Annotated in this window: 18 protein-coding genes and 1 other annotated feature; of the genes, 4 read left to right on the top strand and 14 right to left on the bottom strand. The window is 36.5% G+C overall.

Annotated features, from left to right (window positions below):
- Positions 1 to 155: 155 nt before the first annotated feature.
- From ACEPXD_RS09335 to ACEPXD_RS09325, 3 genes are all read right to left on the bottom strand, one after another.
- Positions 156 to 1,040 (bottom strand): aminoglycoside phosphotransferase family protein, encoded by an 885-nt coding sequence (locus ACEPXD_RS09335; RefSeq protein WP_391122770.1) that lies wholly within the window; start codon positions 1,038 to 1,040, stop codon positions 156 to 158.
- Between the two features lie 164 nt (positions 1,041 to 1,204).
- Positions 1,205 to 1,579: a cytochrome-c oxidase gene (locus tag ACEPXD_RS09330; RefSeq protein ID WP_391122767.1), complete on the bottom strand. Its 375-nt coding sequence runs from the start codon at positions 1,577 to 1,579 to the stop codon at positions 1,205 to 1,207.
- 101 nt (positions 1,580 to 1,680) lie between these two features.
- Positions 1,681 to 2,166 (bottom strand): tetratricopeptide repeat protein, encoded by a 486-nt coding sequence (locus ACEPXD_RS09325; protein WP_391122764.1) that lies wholly within the window; start codon positions 2,164 to 2,166, stop codon positions 1,681 to 1,683.
- A 78-nt stretch (positions 2,167 to 2,244) separates the two neighbouring features.
- On the opposite strand from ACEPXD_RS09325, the gene ACEPXD_RS09320 reads away from it, so the two are divergent.
- A complete protein-coding gene (locus ACEPXD_RS09320) occupies positions 2,245 to 2,463 on the top strand; it encodes a hypothetical protein (RefSeq protein WP_391122761.1) in 219 nt (72 codons plus the stop codon).
- Positions 2,464 to 2,472: 9 nt separating this feature from the next.
- Here ACEPXD_RS09320 and ACEPXD_RS09315 read toward each other — a convergent pair whose 3' ends face one another.
- Positions 2,473 to 3,339 carry a GNAT family N-acetyltransferase gene (locus tag ACEPXD_RS09315; protein WP_391122758.1) on the bottom strand — a complete coding sequence of 289 codons (867 nt, stop codon included), beginning with the start codon at positions 3,337 to 3,339 and terminating at the stop codon, positions 2,473 to 2,475.
- A gap of 192 nt (positions 3,340 to 3,531) precedes the next feature.
- On the opposite strand from ACEPXD_RS09315, the gene ACEPXD_RS09310 reads away from it, so the two are divergent.
- Both ACEPXD_RS09310 and ACEPXD_RS09305 read left to right on the top strand, forming a co-directional pair.
- Positions 3,532 to 4,158, top strand: a complete 627-nt coding sequence (locus tag ACEPXD_RS09310; RefSeq protein ID WP_391122755.1) for a LysE family transporter — start codon at positions 3,532 to 3,534, stop codon at positions 4,156 to 4,158.
- Positions 4,159 to 4,228: 70 nt separating this feature from the next.
- Positions 4,229 to 5,467, top strand: a complete 1,239-nt coding sequence (locus tag ACEPXD_RS09305; RefSeq protein WP_391122752.1) for an MFS transporter — start codon at positions 4,229 to 4,231, stop codon at positions 5,465 to 5,467.
- A 121-nt stretch (positions 5,468 to 5,588) separates the two neighbouring features.
- Here the strand turns inward: ACEPXD_RS09305 and trpA are convergent, their stop codons facing one another.
- The 10 genes from trpA to ACEPXD_RS09255 all read right to left on the bottom strand — a co-directional run bounded on the left by trpA (position 5,589) and on the right by ACEPXD_RS09255 (position 15,723).
- Complete coding sequence (gene trpA, locus ACEPXD_RS09300) at positions 5,589 to 6,377, bottom strand: tryptophan synthase subunit alpha (RefSeq protein WP_391122749.1); 789 nt, start codon at positions 6,375 to 6,377, stop codon at positions 5,589 to 5,591.
- On the bottom strand, positions 6,378 to 7,562 hold the full coding sequence (gene trpB, locus ACEPXD_RS09295) for a tryptophan synthase subunit beta (RefSeq protein WP_391122746.1): 1,185 nt from the start codon (positions 7,560 to 7,562) through the stop codon (positions 6,378 to 6,380).
- A 4-nt stretch (positions 7,563 to 7,566) separates the two neighbouring features.
- Positions 7,567 to 8,181: a phosphoribosylanthranilate isomerase gene (locus ACEPXD_RS09290; RefSeq protein ID WP_391122743.1), complete on the bottom strand. Its 615-nt coding sequence runs from the start codon at positions 8,179 to 8,181 to the stop codon at positions 7,567 to 7,569.
- A complete protein-coding gene (gene trpC, locus ACEPXD_RS09285; protein ID WP_391122740.1) occupies positions 8,178 to 8,969 on the bottom strand; it encodes an indole-3-glycerol phosphate synthase TrpC in 792 nt (263 codons plus the stop codon). The genes ACEPXD_RS09290 and trpC overlap by 4 nt, the downstream gene beginning before the upstream one ends.
- A complete protein-coding gene (gene trpD, locus ACEPXD_RS09280; protein WP_391122737.1) occupies positions 8,969 to 9,997 on the bottom strand; it encodes an anthranilate phosphoribosyltransferase in 1,029 nt (342 codons plus the stop codon). Before trpD ends, trpC begins: the two co-directional genes overlap by 1 nt.
- A gap of 31 nt (positions 9,998 to 10,028) precedes the next feature.
- Positions 10,029 to 11,402 (bottom strand): anthranilate synthase component I family protein, encoded by a 1,374-nt coding sequence (locus ACEPXD_RS09275; protein ID WP_391122734.1) that lies wholly within the window; start codon positions 11,400 to 11,402, stop codon positions 10,029 to 10,031.
- Positions 11,403 to 11,489: 87 nt separating this feature from the next.
- Positions 11,490 to 11,707, bottom strand: a binding site (T-box leader).
- 209 nt (positions 11,708 to 11,916) lie between these two features.
- Positions 11,917 to 12,084: a hypothetical protein gene (locus tag ACEPXD_RS09270; RefSeq protein WP_391122731.1), complete on the bottom strand. Its 168-nt coding sequence runs from the start codon at positions 12,082 to 12,084 to the stop codon at positions 11,917 to 11,919.
- Positions 12,085 to 12,153: 69 nt separating this feature from the next.
- Positions 12,154 to 13,068, bottom strand: coding sequence for a hypothetical protein (locus ACEPXD_RS09265; RefSeq protein WP_391122728.1), 915 nt, complete (start codon positions 13,066 to 13,068; stop codon positions 12,154 to 12,156).
- A gap of 396 nt (positions 13,069 to 13,464) precedes the next feature.
- Complete coding sequence (locus tag ACEPXD_RS09260; protein ID WP_391122725.1) at positions 13,465 to 14,661, bottom strand: MFS transporter; 1,197 nt, start codon at positions 14,659 to 14,661, stop codon at positions 13,465 to 13,467.
- 57 nt (positions 14,662 to 14,718) lie between these two features.
- On the bottom strand, positions 14,719 to 15,723 hold the full coding sequence (locus ACEPXD_RS09255) for an ROK family transcriptional regulator (protein ID WP_391123127.1): 1,005 nt from the start codon (positions 15,721 to 15,723) through the stop codon (positions 14,719 to 14,721).
- Positions 15,724 to 15,992: 269 nt separating this feature from the next.
- Here ACEPXD_RS09255 and ACEPXD_RS09250 point away from each other — a divergent pair, with 269 nt between their 5' ends.
- Entirely contained in the window at positions 15,993 to 16,697 is a 705-nt protein-coding gene (locus ACEPXD_RS09250) for a metallophosphoesterase family protein (RefSeq protein WP_391122722.1), read from the top strand.
- The last annotated feature ends 53 nt before the right edge of the window (positions 16,698 to 16,750 follow it).

Raw genomic sequence — 16,750 nt, 5'->3', positions numbered from 1 at the left:
AGGATCACCGATAAAAAAGCGTGTAGGGAAGTGACCAAAATCTCCAACACGCTCGATTCATTGTAATGAATTACCTATCATTTCGATTTGTATTTTTAATACTATCAATTTTCTCGAAATTTATATCAAAGCTTCGATTTAATATGGAAGTCTCTTCATTTGCTATACCACTTTGGAATTAGTAACTTAAAATCATCAAACTGATCTATTGTAAATCTAGTATACTTTTGAAACTTTTCCAATTGATTTATACCACCTTCATGTCCCCAAACTTCAGCAAATACAAGATGCATCGCTGCATACAAACGATGTAACTTCCAAAAAGAATTAGGAATAGGCTGACTATCATGATAACCATCGAAGACCCCTTTAGAATAGGCTTTACTAATAGGCACATTAAAATACTCCATTTTATAAAATTCATTGATTGGATCAGCGTATGTAATCTTTTGCATATCTATTAAACCGGTAAATGTATCTTCATGAACCAATATATTGCCAGGGTGAAAATCATAATGTTGAACACAGCTTGGTCTGTCTTTTAATAAATGCAAATTGTTTTGAATAAAAGGTAAAATGTTCTGATAGTGCGGATTTTGTTCAACGATTTCTTTAAATCGGGGAGCTTGTTTTTCTACTCGATTTCGCCATGTCTCTTCCCAGGAAGGAAAGCCGGCCGGAGCGTGGAAACTATGCATCTTCTTAAGCGTTTCTCCAACTTGACTACCAATTTCATATTGCACTTTTTCACTTTTCAACGGTAAAATTTCTTCCCCATTTTCTCCTAGTACATAATCTAATATCATATAGGCCCTATCTTCATACATTCCAACATAATGCACTTTAGGGATGTGACCGTCTAGTGCATGAATTTCATTTATTAATTCGGCTTGTCTTGTCAATTTTTTTATATCCCCATGAGGCGAAATGCGTAGTAAATAGGTATGGTCAATGCACCATTTTTCATCGTCTGAAAATCCTTCTTCTATTAATTGAAAAAAGGAGCATTTATTTAGAAACGGTATATTAAAATTATTCATCTGTTCCTCCTCATATTATTTTTGTATTGGAAATTTTTGAACAACGAATTTATACTTTACAATATTTTCAGATAGTTCGCAATATAAATTTAACACATCAAAAAGCCGCTATGTTGCTCATAAATAGCACAACATAGCGGCTTTTTCCTTCACTTATATCTAAACTAATTGGTAGACCGTACGTTCATTAAAACATTTATTGCGAACATGATTACACTAAATACAACTAGTACTCCTCCAATTGCTGTGAAGATCGTTGCAACTTCCGCCCCGTTCAAAATAAGAACTGTAAGTGCAATCATCATTAGTGGAACTCCAATGTTTGCACTCCAAAAATGGAGCTTTGCATACAGGTTTTTACTCGTGTTTGGAAATAAATGATACACTAATCCTGCTAATGCAAATGAAGCCCAACCTAAAAGATTGATGTGTACATGTACTCCTTTTAACTCGTAATCATGCGCCATAGACATATAGAGACCCAAAGTAACCCCAATGGCAAAATAGACTACCGCAATTTGAAGAAATCGGACACCCATTCTCTCGTTTCCCCTTTCGAATAATAGAATAATTAGTGCTTATATATTCTATTTCAGAATGAAGAAGAGTATTCTTTCCAAAAAAAGAAAAGGTTGGGCCATTACTTCCAAACGTCGTTAAGTTTATCAGCATAAAAAAGGATTACTTTTTGATAGCTCAAAATTTCATCATCTTTCGTTGTTTCTATCAAACATTTTAATAATAGATCCATCGCACACTGATACTGTTTTAAGTTATAGAGTGTCATAGAATAGAAAACCTGGATTGCTTTATTACTTGGAAATAGTTCGATTCCTTTTAAAAATACTTGTTTTGACTTTTCATATTCGCCAAGTGTTCTATACGTACTTCCTAAACCTAATAATGCTCTTTCTAATTCATTCTGCGAGAGTCCTAATTCAATTGCTTTTTCATAATAGGGTACTGCCTTTGATTCTTCTCCTAATAAGTCATAACTCCACGCACATTGATAATGGATGGTTGCATCAGCAGGAGACACTTTTACTAATTTTAGCAAAAGTTCGTTTGACTCCTCTTGTTTACCTTCGTTCCGTAGATTTATGGCTTGTTCCAGTTCTTTTTGCATGAAAAATAATCCCCCCAAGAAAGTATAAAAGGGTTTTTACCCCGCTGAATAGAATAGTATAAAAAAGGAGTGAAAATTTTGAATGTATTAAGCATCGTTTACTTAGTTCTTTCCATCTTACTTATTTCTCGAATCGTTTATCAGATAATAAAAAAGAAACGGTTACCTCATAACAACTATACGCCATTCGATGATATGATGATGGGTATGGATCCAGACTTAAAAGAAAACAATCAAATTCTTGCAGATACGAAACATGAAACAAATTACGAAGAGAGAACTACTCGAAAAGGGTAGTTCTCATTTTTAAACCTTTTCAAAAGAAATCAGTTCATGTTTCGTTTGAAATCCTGCAGCTTGATATAAGTGAATAGCTTTTTCATTATGTGATTCAACACATAAAGAAACCTCTTGTATCTCCTCATAAGAAAAAAGATGGCTTAATGCTGCTCTTATTAACGTCTTCCCAATCCCTTGTTTACGGTAGGATGGAGAAACAGCAATATATTCAATTGTACCTTCCCCATGCACCGGATCTGCTTCTACATATACATACCCTTTTATTTTTTCATTTACATCTTGCATAATCAGTACTAAATTGTCCTCATCTAGACGATTTACTATTTCTTTGGCATTATAATATGTATTTGGAAAAGCAAGTTCATGTAGCTCGAAAAAGTTGTTTTTAAAGGAAGACTTATATTTTACGATGTCTTTATGTTTGGGGTTATGAAAGCGATGTCGTAAAGCTTCCAATATTAGGTGACTCCCGTTTTCTTTCGCATTCTTCTCTGCTGCAAAGTTCCTCACATTTGAATTTTGTTTATTTACAAAAAAAAGATACGTATTTATTTCTACCGGGACAAGTGTTTGTAACTTCTCCCACAAGGCATTTGCAAGCATATTAAAATCCTGAGATTCTCTTATAAACGGTCCCCACACTTCTGCACTTTTACTTTCCTTATCGATGTCAAATCCTATCGCCCCTATTATTTCGCCATGTGCATATGCTAGTGCAAATGATTCCGACAAATCCAAATCTGAAAACGTATGTAGAAGGGAGTGTAATATTTCTTTTTCTTCTGTTCCACAATATCCAATATGATGCTTAGGCTCAACATTCATTTCCGCTAAAAAATATGCTAATTTCTCTGTATCTAGTGCATTATTCATTTTATAATCACCTTCACTCCTAACAAAAATCAGAATCATCAGTTACTTATTTAGTATAACTATATCCATTAGGTTTTGCTATCCATTGTTTTTAATTTATTCCAAAAAATAAAAATTCCTATGATGAGTCGTACATCCCGTCCCATCCGAATATGATTCTAAGAAATCATTTTTTACGGAGGGCTCCATTTCATGAATTCATTGGCAACCTATTTCCTTCTAGGTGTTTCCTTAGCAGCACCAATTGGTCCGGTAAAAGCAACTTTATTAAATACAGGTATAAAAAATGGTTTTTACCATGCTTGGTTCTTCAGCATGGGTGCTATCGTGACCGACATATTATATATGCTAATGGTATACTTTGGCGTAGCGCAGTTTATCGATTCTCCATTTATGAAAACATTTTTGTGGTCTTTCGGCTTTTTTGTACTTATGTATACAGGAATTGAAAACATTTTAACCTTACATACTATATCTACTAATACTAAACATAAAAAAGTTATCCGTTTGCGACATTCCATGTTAGCGGGTCTCTTAATGGCACTATTAAATCCTTTGACCATTCTATTTTGGTTAGGTATCTATGGTTCTATTCTTGTTGGAGGCTCTGGAAATACATCGGGTATTGAAACTATCTTTTTAAGTATAACGATTTTACTTGGAATAGCATTGGTCGATCTTTTTATGTCGGTTATTTCAAGTACCTCTCGTAAGCTATTATCAGGTCCATTATTGAAAATAATCTCGTTGGTTTCTTCACTATCTATGATTGGTTTTGGCATTTATTTCGGCATTCAAGCATATCACTCCCTGTTTTAAATAGGTAGAAGCATAATAACGCTAATCCTGGGTATCATACCTCTTACTAATGATTTATTTGAGGTGTCCTATGGAAAACACGAACAACATTGAAAATAAGGTTAGTATTTGGTGCATCATAAGTCTCGCATCTATTCCACTAGTCATGACACTAGGTAACTCTATGCTAATACCCGTGCTACCGATATTAGAGAAAAAGGTGGGAATTTCTTCTTTCCAGTCTAGTATGATCATTACTAGCTATTCGATTGCTGCGATTATTCTCATACCTGTTGCTGGTTATTTATCCGATCGTTTTGGTAGAAAAAAAGTCATTTTGCCAAGTTTAATACTTGCACTTATTGGAGGTCTAATCGCGGGCTTTGCTTCTTGGAAAATGGAAAATCCGTATACCTGGATTATAATTGGAAGGGTTTTACAAGGTGTCGGAGCTTCTGGTGCGATGCCGATTGTTTTACCACTTGTTGGTGATTTGTATAAGGGCGATGATGAAAAGACAAGCTCTTGTTTAGGGATTATCGAAACTTCTAACACATTCGGTAAAGTGTTAAGCCCGATATTGGGATCCGTTTTTGCAGCCTTATTCTGGTTTTTACCTTTCTTCTCCATTTCTATCTTCAGTTTGATATCCATTCTTCTTATCTTTTTCTTTGTGAAAGTTCCCAAGGAAAAGGATGAACCAATTAAATTGAAAGAATTTTTAAGCAATGTTAAGAAAACTTTTAAGTTAGAAGGAAGATGGTTATATACTGTTTTCCTAATGGGCATATATGGAATGCTAATATTATTCGGTGTGTTATTCTTTTTATCCGAAAACCTTGAAAAAGCGCATGATATTAAAGGCATCAAGAAAGGATTTGTTCTAGCTATTCCCCTACTTTTACTTTGTATTGCTTCTTTTATAACTGGTCGAAAGATTAAAGGAAGTTTGCCGGTCATAAAACGAATGATGATTATTTGTTTGATCGTCACTTCGGCCAGTGTAATTTTTGTTGGGTTTACAAAAGAAAAATTATTTCTCCTTTTAGTTGTAACTAGCATTGTGGGTATTGCAATTGGCGCATTACTTCCAGTGCTCGACGCGATAATCACGGGAAACATAAAAAAAGAAGAGCGAGGAACTGTTACATCTTTTTACAGCTCCTCGAGATTTATCGGGGTTGCTGCAGGTCCTCCTATCATGTCACTCGTCATGAAGAATTACCTCAATGTAAGCTATATTACAGTTGGTGTCCTCGGACTTATCTTATTATTCCTCGTGTTTAAGTTTGTTAAAGTGGAGGAAATTGAAAAGGAGGAAACTGCATAAAGAAAGTGGAAATAACGTTTTGTTTATGTGACTATCTCTAGGTGCATTCACGCTCCAACATGCAGACTTTAGTATTTCCATAAAAAGAGTAGCTATCCCCCATGGAAATAGCTACTCTTCTTTAGTTAAAAATTTTCTTTTTAGACGCTTGAATAAGCATTCGAATCTTATCTAAATCTTGATGATGAAATGCATCTACAATTGCACTCCCTACGATAACACCGTCCGCTATTGCAACCATACTTTCCACTTGTTCAGGAGTAGAAATACCGAACCCTGCAAGAACTGGAATGGTGCTTTGTTCTTTTAATTTTGATAAATGCTGCTCCAACAATTTATCAAAACCATTGCGTATACCAGTAATACCATTAACTGTTACAGCGTAAATAAACCCCTCAGCAACCGCTGTAATTTTAGCAATTCGATCAGGTGGACTTGTTAACGAAACTAAAGGAACAAGTGCAACGTCTGTCCCTACAAGTGCATTTCGAAGAATATCACTTTCCTCTAAAGGCAAATCAGGTACAATTATTCCCCCAATGCCAATACGATCACAATCTTCTGCAAATAGGTTTATTCCGTAACTTAATAAAGGATTATAGTAAGTCATTAGCACAAGTGGTACTGTTATTTCTTCATAAAATATTTCCAATTCCTTCATTATTAAGCGAAGGGTCGTTCCTGTTGAAAGGGCCCGTTCTCCCGCTTGTTGAATCGTTTTTCCATCCGCTACTGGATCAGAAAAAGGAATTCCAACTTCAATAGCCGTTGCACCTGCTTCTTGGAGAAATAGAAGTTTTGTTTTTAAAGTTTCTATTCCCCCATCCCCTGCCATTATATATGGAATAAACGCTTTCTCCCCTTTATTATTGCTTGCTACAATCGCATCCGTTAATCGCTTTTTCCCCATTTATTTTCCTCCCAATACATCTCTGACCGTCTGAACATCTTTATCGCCCCGACCTGAAAGACAAATAATTAAAATCTGTTCTGGACTCATTTCTTTTGCTAATCCTGCTGCAAAATGAATGGCATGTGCACTTTCCAATGCAGGAATGATGCCTTCTTTTTTTGAAAGTAGTTGTAATCCTTCCAGTGCTTCTGAATCTGTAACAGAAGTATATTTCACGCGACCGATATCATGTAAATAACAATGTTCTGGACCAATAGCAGGGTAATCAAGTCCTGCAGAAATGGAATGTGCTTCTTGGATAAACCCGTTTTCATCCTGCAAAATATACATATATGCTCCGTGTAAGACACCTTCTTTTGCTTCCGCTACAGCAGAGGCATGTTTCCCTGTAGAAATACCGCTTCCACCTGCTTCTACACCGTAAAGCGCTACTTTTTCATCGTCAACAAAAGGGTGGAACATTCCAATTGCATTACTCCCTCCACCTACACATGCAACGACAGCGTCTGGTAATCTACCTTCTTTATCAAGAATTTGCTTACGCGTTTCCACTCCAATCACGCGTTGAAAATCCCGAACAATTCTAGGATATGGGTGTGGGCCAAGTGCCGAGCCTAAAATATAATGAGTATCCTCTACATTAGAAACCCAGTAACGAAGGGCCTCATTAACTGCATCCTTCAGCGTACCCGAACCTTGATCAACTGACACTACTTTTGCACCTAGCAATTCCATTCGGAAAACATTCAACTCCTGTCTGCGAACATCTTCTTTCCCCATGAAAACAACGCATTCTAAATCGAATAATGCACAAACTGTAGCTGTTGCGACTCCGTGCTGACCTGCTCCTGTTTCTGCAACTATTTTCTTTTTTCCCATACGCATCGCAAGAAGAGCCTGGCCAATTGTATTGTTAATTTTATGGGCACCTGTATGGTTTAGATCTTCTCTTTTTAAGTAAATTTTTGCCCCGCCAAGTTCTTTTGTTAAGCGCTCTGCATAGTATATGGGTGTTTCACGACCTACATAGTCTTTTAAATAATAATCCACTTCTTTAGCAAAAGTAGGATCTATTATCGCTTCTTCATATGCTTTTTCTAATTCAATTAATGCGGTCATTAATGTTTCAGGGACATACTGTCCACCAAAACGACCGTATCTTCCTGCAGTTGTTTGTACCATTTGCTCATCTCTCCTCAACTTTAACCGCACGAATAAAAGCACGAATCAACTCAGCATCTTTTCTGCCATCTATCTCTACTCCACTCGATACATCCACCATATAGGGATGAACTCGTTCAATTGCTTCTCTGACATTGAAAGGATTCAATCCACCAGCTAAAATAATTTTGTTTTCTGCTATGCTATTTCCCTTCATTAATTGCCAATCAAAAGTAAGTCCGCTCCCCCCTTGATAATTCGTTCCTGGGGCATCAAATAAGTAATAATTGGTAGTATAATCTTTTGCTCGTTCAACATCTTCTACAATTTTTATAGAAATTGCTTTAATGGAAGGGAAGCGGTTTGATTGAATTATCTCTGGTGTTTCATTGCCATGGTATTGAACCAGATCTAATGGTACTTCTCGAAAAGCAGTTTCTAACTCTTCTTTCGATGGATTCACAAATACACCAACTTTTAAAATATTCGGAGGAATATCTCTAGCCAGTAGTTTTGCTTGTTTAATCGTTAGTTTTCGCTTACTCGGTGCAAACACAAAGCCAATAGCATCTGCACCAGCATCTATGGCTACTTGTACATGCTCTTTTTCCATCAGTCCACAGATCTTTACTTTCGTCATGGAGTGATAACCACTCGCTTCACTTTTAAGTCACTTATAGTAGCACTTACATCGCCACTTTTCATAAGCGATTCTCCTACAAGCACTGCACTTGCACCATATCTTGCTACTTGAGTTGCATCTTCCGCATTCCAAATACCACTTTCACTAATCAATACTCGCTCTTCGTGGAAAGGGAATATCGAAGCTATTTCAGCAGTACGGGCTAAGTCCACTTCAAAAGTGCGTAAATCACGATTATTTACTCCGATGAGCTTGGCTCCCACTTTTAAAGCAGTTTCCAACTCGGTTGAATCATGTATCTCTACCAGTACTTCCAAGCCGGCAGATGTAGCATACTCATAAAGAACTTGCAGTTCTAATTCATTTAGTGCTGCAACTATTAACAGAATAACGGATGCTCCAGCATTAATGGCTTGATCAATTTGTACTTTATGAAGTATAAAATCTTTACATAATAACGGGATAGGAACTGTATCAGAAACTACCGCTAAATCTTGGAATGAGCCTTGAAAAAAGGGTGTATCTGTCAAGACGGAAATACACACAGCACCTGCCTCATAATAGGCGTTTGCTAGTTCGACAGGGTTTACTCCTGCTGCAATTAATCCCTTAGATGGAGATGCACGCTTTATTTCCGAAATGATTTGCAAATGCTCCGTACCATATAATTGATCGAACAAAGATGGACGATTTGTACTATGTTCGAGAATAGGTACACCATTCACTATTATCGACTCGATTTGTTTCTTTTTCTCCTGAAGAATCTTATCTAAAATAGTCGTCATTAAACTACCTCCCGTTTACGAGCATTGGTAGTAAACGCAATAACTGCTTCTAATTTTTCTAAAGCTTTTCCAGATAAAATACTATCGGTCGCAAGTTTTATACCTTCCGGAATATTACTGACCATACCATTTGTAAAAAAGCCAATTCCTGCGTTAAAAATGACTGTATCAAAATAAGGACTACGCTCTCCTTGGAGTACTGCTTTCATAATTGTCGCATTTTCCCGTGCATTTCCACCTCGTATTGCTGATATAGGAGCAGAGGTTAGTCCAACATCTTCTGGTGTTAATGTAAAAGGAATTAAATCACCTTTATCAACCAATGCAAAATCATTTTGTCCTGCCAGAGATGCCTCATCCATCCCTCCCGCACCACACACGACAAGTGCTCTTTCTCTTCCAAGCATCTGTAAAACGGTTGCATATTCCATCGTATATCCTGGTCTACTGATACCAGTATATTGACTCTTTAAAGCCACAGGATTCGTGAGTGGCCCAATTAAATTAAAAATGCTTGGTTTACCGATTTGTTTTCGAATGATTCCAATTCGCTTTAGTTTCGGATGAATAGTTGGTGCATAAAGAAAAGTAAGTCCCTCACGTATCAGTAAATCCATTGATGCATCTGTATTGATATCAGAAGGGATACCTAGCGCCTCTAAAACATCTGTGCTACCTGCTGCACTTGTAATTTTCCTATTTCCGTGTTTCGCGATAGAAGCTCCTGCTCCTGCTAATACAAATGCCGCTGTCGTACTAATGTTGAAACTGTTTAAGTTATCACCTCCAGTTCCACAGTTATCCATATAATCTCCTTGAGGAGAGTCTATTTCCAAAGCAAATGAATTCATAACAGATGCAAGTGCTGCTATTTCGTAAGAAGTTTCTCCTTTTTTGGAAAGTGCAATTAGGAAGTCTGCAATATGTTGCAAATCTGTTGTTTCATTAAACATTAATCGAGAAACCTCTATCATCTCTTCATACATTAAATGCTCGCTCTTCTCCACTTTCTCTATAAAACTTCTCATCTCATTCTCTCCTCGTCTCAGCTCTTCTAAATTACTTCAATACTTCCAGTAAAGACCGTGCTTTATTAAACGTTTCTTTATATTCCAATTTAGGATCGGATGCTGCAACGATCCCGGCACCTGCTTGCACATACACTTTTCCTTCTTTTAAAAGCATTGTTCGAATCGTTAAAGCAAAGTCTATATTGCCATTGAACCCGATGTATCCAATTGAGCCACCATAAAAACTACGTTGCAGAAGCTCTAATTCTTCAATAATTTCTATTGAACGTTGTTTTGGAGAGCCTGTTACAGTACCAGCTGGAAAACAGGACATGAGTCCATCAAGAGGATGCAATACTGGTGATAAAACTCCTTCCACTTCCGAAACGATATGCATGACATGTTCATAACGAACTAATTTCTTATAGTTTGTTACTTGAACAGATTCTGGTACGCAAACTTTTCCTAATTCCTTCATACTAAGGTCTACAAGCATATTATGTTCAGAAATTTCTTTCGGATCACTTAGCAGTTCTTTTTCAAGTGAAATATCCTCGTCTGCAGTTCTCCCTCTTCTACGAGTTCCCGCAATAGGGTTGGTTACAACTTTTCGATCAATAACCTGAACTAGACTTTCCGGTGAAGTACCAACGATGACATGATCTTCAAATTCCATATAGTACATATACGGAGAAGGATTTCGTTTTCTCAGTTTCCGATATAACGAAAATGGGTCTCCTGTAAAATCAGCTACTAATCTACGAGATAACACAACTTGTTCTACTTCACCTTTTTCGATATAGTCTTTTGCTTTACGAACAAGGTCTTCGAATTGTTGTTGTGTTACGGAGCAGGAGTATGCAGATATTAGAATTTCCCCATCTTGTTCTTCACTACTTGAAAGAATTTGATCCGCTATAGAATCTAAATTAGGTATTTCTCTTTCCGATCCGGTATCTGTATTTATTAGAGTAACTTCATCTAATTGATGATCAAAAATAACAAGCGTTTCATAAACATTGAAATAGACATTTGGTAAACCAATTTCATCTTCCAAAGGCGACTTTTTATTCAGACTAGCCTCATAACCAATGTACCCAACTGCACCTCCTGTAAATGGTAGACCAGTATTATCTGGAATACTTGGCATTAACCTTTTTAATAATTCGAATACATTGCCTTCATGCGTGTACTCTTTACCATTCTCGTAGAAGTGTTCTATCAATTTTCCATTACGAGCAGTATACGATTTCAGAGGATTTACCCCTATAAACGAATATCTACCTGAGCTATCATGCTTAGCGGAACTTTCCAGTAAAAATTTCCGTTTCCCTTTCAATCTTCTAAAAATCAAAATCGGTGTCAAAGAATCCCCATTCAATTTTTTCAACGTTGTTCGAAAGCTTGCCTGTTCTGTTCTCATCTAATTCTCTCCTCTGCTCATCTCAACTATTTTCTTCTAAAAGAAATAAAAAAAGCCCTCTTCAAAGGAATTCAGAAAAATCCCTTTGAAGAGGACGGTGTTGACCGCGTTGCCACCTCTAGTTGGAGCGATACCACTCCCACTTCAACTCCTGTAACGTAGGAAATACGTCTACCCCTAAAACGAATAATCGCTCTCAAGGTAGCTCTCATAAGCCCATTCACTCTAGCTACAAATCAGTTCCCACCAAGCACTGACTCTCTTCATTGCACACTAGTGTTACTCCTCTTATTCAAACAATTTCTCAGCTATGCTCATCTTATCTCTGCTCATCTGTTCTAAGGGCGACACCGCTCCCGGTGCCTTCTACCCGTATCCGAACATAAAAGTTATTGTTTATAATAGTATGAAAAATCAAGTTTGTCAAACTAATTCTTGCGGGTAAATTTAAATCATTCTTATGAAATTAATTCGATCTCCTCGAAGAGCATCTTTAAATGGTTACTTTATTCTATTAACGTTTCAAACATTCTTCAAATCTCATCATTTCAAAATCTTCTTCTATATCAAATCGAATTGGCGTTATCAGTTCAACTGAATTGCCTTCCGGACCATCAAGATAGATCGCTGTATGTGCTCGAGGATTATTAAGTAATTCAAATAGTTGACGTATTTTTCCCATGGTTATATTGGATATTATAAACTAATAAGTATACATTTTTATCGCTAGTAGTTTATTTTTTTATCAGCTTCACTCATTAGTGAAATGCTCCAATTGCTCAATAATTCCAGTCAATTGTCTAGTTAGATAAGGTGAAACGTCGCCAATTCTAGCTACCTCTTCTAGTAATGGAAAGGTGTGTCCTCCCCACGGACCTTGTGGATCGAATACTTGCCTACCTATGCGCAAGCTTGTTGCTTCGATATGGCTATATAATCGCTGCATTCCTTCACTAAGTAAGTCGGTGGGTAACGCTTTGTTCCTGCGCCGGGACCATTCTACCAAGTAGGACATACCTCGCAAGATATCATATTCGAAAAACCTTGGAAAACAAGGATTCAGCCACGCCATATCGATGATGCTCCCACTTTCTTTGGAACATACAAGACGATGTTCAATCAAGTAACGTGCACCTTGATCCAAGAAAACGGTTTCCTCAGGAGTGAATGGTCGGTTCGTATACAACAGAATAGCCTCAAGCGGAGGTAATGTCGAAACAATAGAGCTCTTATGAGAATTAGTATAAGCTGTAGGTTCGCAGTTCAATCCTCCATCAGACAGCTGATGCTTAAGGAACCATTCGCGAATCCAAGGTAGTTCCTTGTCCAAATCACAACCATAGGCCATCAAAATCATATAATATACAGCAAGCTCACAGTGGCAACAGTCCATCTTCATTTTATCGGCTTTACTTGTTGGATAATCATCGGGGTATATGACGAAAGCTGGCCAAGTTTGAACTTCTAGTAAATATTTGGCTCTGGCAATAGCGGAACTGGGAATTTGTTTAACCTCCCCCATTTCATAAAGCGTTGCCATATGCCACCACGCCCCATTCCATTTTCTACGTCCGTTTTCGCAACTTCCGATGTAAAATTCAGGATTAGAATCGAGAAATCTTATAGATACTTCAATTGCATCACGAATACTTTGATTTGTTTCCATCTGGAACCTCCCCTTTTTTTATTACAAAAAATTTACTGCTAATAGCAGCTATTTATCGTATCAGAATCCGTGTCATTTTCTATACTTTTATTGGAAATAACTAATTAATCATCAGACATGCATTATTATATAATTATTACTATTATTTAATATCTCCACATCATTCAAAGGTAAGGTCTAAATTAATGAGCGGATATTATTTCTGTACATTCATACAAAATCTAATGTTTTAATTCAGATGAGGTTTCGTCAAATCTTTGATATTCACTTTTCAATTTAACAGTTTGGAGTTCATGTAATCCACATTTCCCTACCCTTCAAATATGCTTTGCGTTTTGCATTTACGAAACAACCTCAACAGAAGTTTTTAACCAATTATTATATAACCGATAATTACTAGTATTCCACTTTCTGCTCCTTATTCAATAAAGCATTTAGTTTTTCTGATCCTAATAACATTGCTGCAGCAAAAAGAACAAGAAATAACGGGAAAATGCCTATGGTTAAATGAGATGCACCGAAACCAAGAAGTGGAGGAATGAACGTTGTACCTGTATAGGCAACGGCCATTTGATAGCCCATAATTGTCTGAGAATGCTCCTTTCCAAAACGTGCAGGTGTTTCATGCAACATAGATGGAAATATCGGTGCTAAACCCAATCCAATCATGATAAATCCTACAAGTGAGAAACTCGACGGTAATGGCAATAATAAAAGCCCCGCACCAGCTAATGCTGTAATTTGCCCAACCCGAATGATCGTACGGTTACTGACCTTTAATGTTATAAAGCCTGCAATAAATCTACCGATTGTTATTCCTGCGAAATAGAAAGAAACCCATTTTGCAGCAACAGCTACGGGTATTTCCTTTACATTTACGAGAAAACTACTTCCCCATAGGCCCATCGTTGCTTCTACGCCACAATAAAATAAAAATGATATTAGGGCTAGCTTTACTCCCCTAATCTGCAATGGCTTGGTATTATTATTAAGTGCACTTTTTGACTCTTCAAATTTTTCATTAGGAGTTTTATTGTTGTTTTTTGCAACTTTATTCCATAAAGGCAAAGTGAAGAAAAGAATCACAACTAATGCAAACTGAATTCCTGCAATTACAAAGTATCCCTGTCTCCAAGAATTTTGCTCAGAAATAGAATGAGCCATAATGATGGGACTAATTGTAGCCCCAACTCCCCAGAAGCAATGAAGCCAACTCATATGGTGTGCTTTGTAATGTGTAGCAACGTAATTGTTCAGTCCCGCATCAACAGATCCAGCACCTAATCCAAGTGGTATGGCACATATTATTAACCAAACAAACGATGGAGCAAAAGCGAATCCTAGCAAAGCTCCAGCAGTCATTAAGCAACTGACAAATGTAACATTTCCAGTTCCGAACCGTTTTAGTATCTTTCCGCTTGCTAAACTGGAAATAATTGTACCACCTGCTATTGTCATAAAAAGATAGCCAGCAGTCTCAAGTGGTGCTTTAAATTCCAGTTGCATCACTGGCCATGCCACTCCCAACAATGAGTCGGGTAACCCTAAGCTAATGAAAGCTAAGTAGATAATTACTAAAAAGAATGTAGCCATATATGTAATCCACCTTTACTTTTTGATTTTGGTGATCAATTGTATGTCCAATTCGTTCTACTTGCTTGTTCCAGTGAGCATCATATCAAGTCCAAGACTTTGTAATCCATATAGATAGTCTTTTTCCCAATTACTCATTGTAATCTCTGGTAGATGTTCTATTGGGATATATTTTGAACTCCCTATTATAATTTTTTCTAGTATTAATTTATTCACTTCATCATTACAAAAAATAATCGTATGAGGGTTAATGATAGCTACAAACGTAGCTACTAAACGGCTAATCGCATCAATCTCATGTTCCTCATGGATAATCATTTTCTTAGGGCCACTTCCATTTTCCAAGGCTTGCAGAAAGTTTCGATCATCATACTGAGGGACGAATGAAACCTCTCCCGAGAAAAAAGTACTTCCTCGCACCACATCTCCGTTTACTATAATCCCTGCACCTGGTCCATTTTGTCCGGAATACAAGTATATAAGAGATTGGTTTTCATTTTTCCTCCTTTCATTGTAATATCCAAGAACTGCAGCATTCATATCATTTTCAACTACTATAGGTATAGAAAAATGTTCTTCAAAGTATCCTTTTATATCAAAATCTTGAAAATGCTCATAACCTGGTATATAAAAAATTCGCCCATTATTAACCGCACCTGGGACACCAATTGCCATAGAACTAATCTTCGGATATTTAGCTATTACTTCTTCCGTAAACTTAGTTAATAATTTTAAGCCATCATTTATTAATACACTTGACGTTTTCCCCTGTTCCTTCACTACACCCAAACAATTAAAAATTGTATAATTTGTCTCTGTTCTTTCTAAAAATATAGCCAAGCCTAACATATGTTCCAGATTATATGCATATCGTTTTGGTCTTCTTCCACCACTAGAATCATCTACACCAACTAAATCAAGTTCCCCATCCGACTCCATTTGAGTTAAGAATTTACTTATTGTCGGGAAACTAATTCCTAATTTATGGCTAAGTTCAACTTTTGTTGCACTTCCAAGCTCTAAAAGAGTTGAACGAATCCCATAAAGAATAACCTTCTTCATAGATTTTGGGGTATTGATTAAGTCCTTCACAGTCTTCACCACCTAAAATATATAACTTATTAAACTACTTTAATAAGTCATGATGATAATATATCAAATCAACATTTAGAAAACAATGAAAATTCAAAAATATTTGTTTGTTATTAATATACTCACTCAAGTCATAGCTCCTATTTAATAATGATGCGGAGCTTTTCAATTTATCTGTATATGGTTAAAATGATATTAGTAATTAGAAGAATACACACACATAGAAAGAAGAGAAAGACATGAAAAGAACTCTTGTAATAAGTGATATTCACGGTGAATTAGAGAAATTTGAGAAGTTGCTTGTTGAAGCAGATTACGATCCTGAAATAGACCAATTGATTTTATTAGGTGATTATGTAGATCGTGGCCCTAATGCAAAAGGTGTTATTGAAAAAGTGATGAGTTTAAAAGAAGCTGGAGCTAGATTACTAAATGGTAATCATGAAGATATGATGATAAAAGCGTTAACTACTGATGTAGAGAGATCATGGAACCACTGGGTTAAGAGGTGTGGAGGAGATAAAACGTTATATAGCTATGGTTTTTCCGAAAATGAAATCGAAGTTACTGAAGAAAATTTTCAAAAACCTGTGTTAGAATCCGAAGAACTTAAGAAACAATTAGAATTTGTCCAAAGCCTAGAAAATTATATTGAAACAGAAGATTATATTTTTGTTCATGCTGGCGTTCACCCAACAACACCTATCTCTGAGACGGATCCATATATATTAGTTTGGATCCGAGAAGAGTTTCATAAAGGATACAACGGTGAAAAGACCGTAATATTTGGCCATACAGAAACAAATCTCCTTCATGAGGATGAAGCGAATCACAATGTTTTTTTCGGAAGCAATCGAATCATTGGCATTGATGGTGGAGCAGTATACGGTGGGCAATTAAATTGTTTAGAGCTGCCTAGTAAAAGAGTATTTTCGATTAAGTGAATACGAACATCAACAATGAGGATTAATAAAGTCTAAGGAATCGGATATAGAAA

This window comes from Psychrobacillus sp. L3 (assembly GCF_042945595.1).
Classification (GTDB): Bacteria; Bacillota; Bacilli; order Bacillales_A; family Planococcaceae; genus Psychrobacillus.
The sequence above is the reverse complement of the archived record's forward strand: the minus strand, read 5'-3'. Positions and strand labels throughout refer to the sequence as shown.

Coding starts and splice junctions, on each gene's coding strand:
- ACEPXD_RS09335 (WP_391122770.1), bottom strand. CDS start 1,040: ATGAATAATTTTAATATACCGTTTCTAAATAAATGCTCCTTTTTTCAA.
- ACEPXD_RS09330 (WP_391122767.1), bottom strand. CDS start 1,579: ATGGGTGTCCGATTTCTTCAAATTGCGGTAGTCTATTTTGCCATTGGG.
- ACEPXD_RS09325 (WP_391122764.1), bottom strand. CDS start 2,166: ATGCAAAAAGAACTGGAACAAGCCATAAATCTACGGAACGAAGGTAAA.
- ACEPXD_RS09315 (WP_391122758.1), bottom strand. CDS start 3,339: ATGAATAATGCACTAGATACAGAGAAATTAGCATATTTTTTAGCGGAA.
- ACEPXD_RS09310 (WP_391122755.1), top strand. CDS start 3,532: ATGAATTCATTGGCAACCTATTTCCTTCTAGGTGTTTCCTTAGCAGCA.
- ACEPXD_RS09305 (WP_391122752.1), top strand. CDS start 4,229: ATGGAAAACACGAACAACATTGAAAATAAGGTTAGTATTTGGTGCATC.
- trpA (WP_391122749.1), bottom strand. CDS start 6,377: ATGGGGAAAAAGCGATTAACGGATGCGATTGTAGCAAGCAATAATAAA.
- trpB (WP_391122746.1), bottom strand. CDS start 7,562: ATGGTACAAACAACTGCAGGAAGATACGGTCGTTTTGGTGGACAGTAT.
- ACEPXD_RS09290 (WP_391122743.1), bottom strand. CDS start 8,181: ATGACGAAAGTAAAGATCTGTGGACTGATGGAAAAAGAGCATGTACAA.
- trpC (WP_391122740.1), bottom strand. CDS start 8,969: ATGACGACTATTTTAGATAAGATTCTTCAGGAGAAAAAGAAACAAATC.
- trpD (WP_391122737.1), bottom strand. CDS start 9,997: ATGAGAAGTTTTATAGAGAAAGTGGAGAAGAGCGAGCATTTAATGTAT.
- ACEPXD_RS09275 (WP_391122734.1), bottom strand. CDS start 11,402: ATGAGAACAGAACAGGCAAGCTTTCGAACAACGTTGAAAAAATTGAAT.
- ACEPXD_RS09270 (WP_391122731.1), bottom strand. CDS start 12,084: ATGGGAAAAATACGTCAACTATTTGAATTACTTAATAATCCTCGAGCA.
- ACEPXD_RS09265 (WP_391122728.1), bottom strand. CDS start 13,068: ATGGAAACAAATCAAAGTATTCGTGATGCAATTGAAGTATCTATAAGA.
- ACEPXD_RS09260 (WP_391122725.1), bottom strand. CDS start 14,661: ATGGCTACATTCTTTTTAGTAATTATCTACTTAGCTTTCATTAGCTTA.
- ACEPXD_RS09255 (WP_391123127.1), bottom strand. CDS start 15,723: ATGAAGAAGGTTATTCTTTATGGGATTCGTTCAACTCTTTTAGAGCTT.
- ACEPXD_RS09250 (WP_391122722.1), top strand. CDS start 15,993: ATGAAAAGAACTCTTGTAATAAGTGATATTCACGGTGAATTAGAGAAA.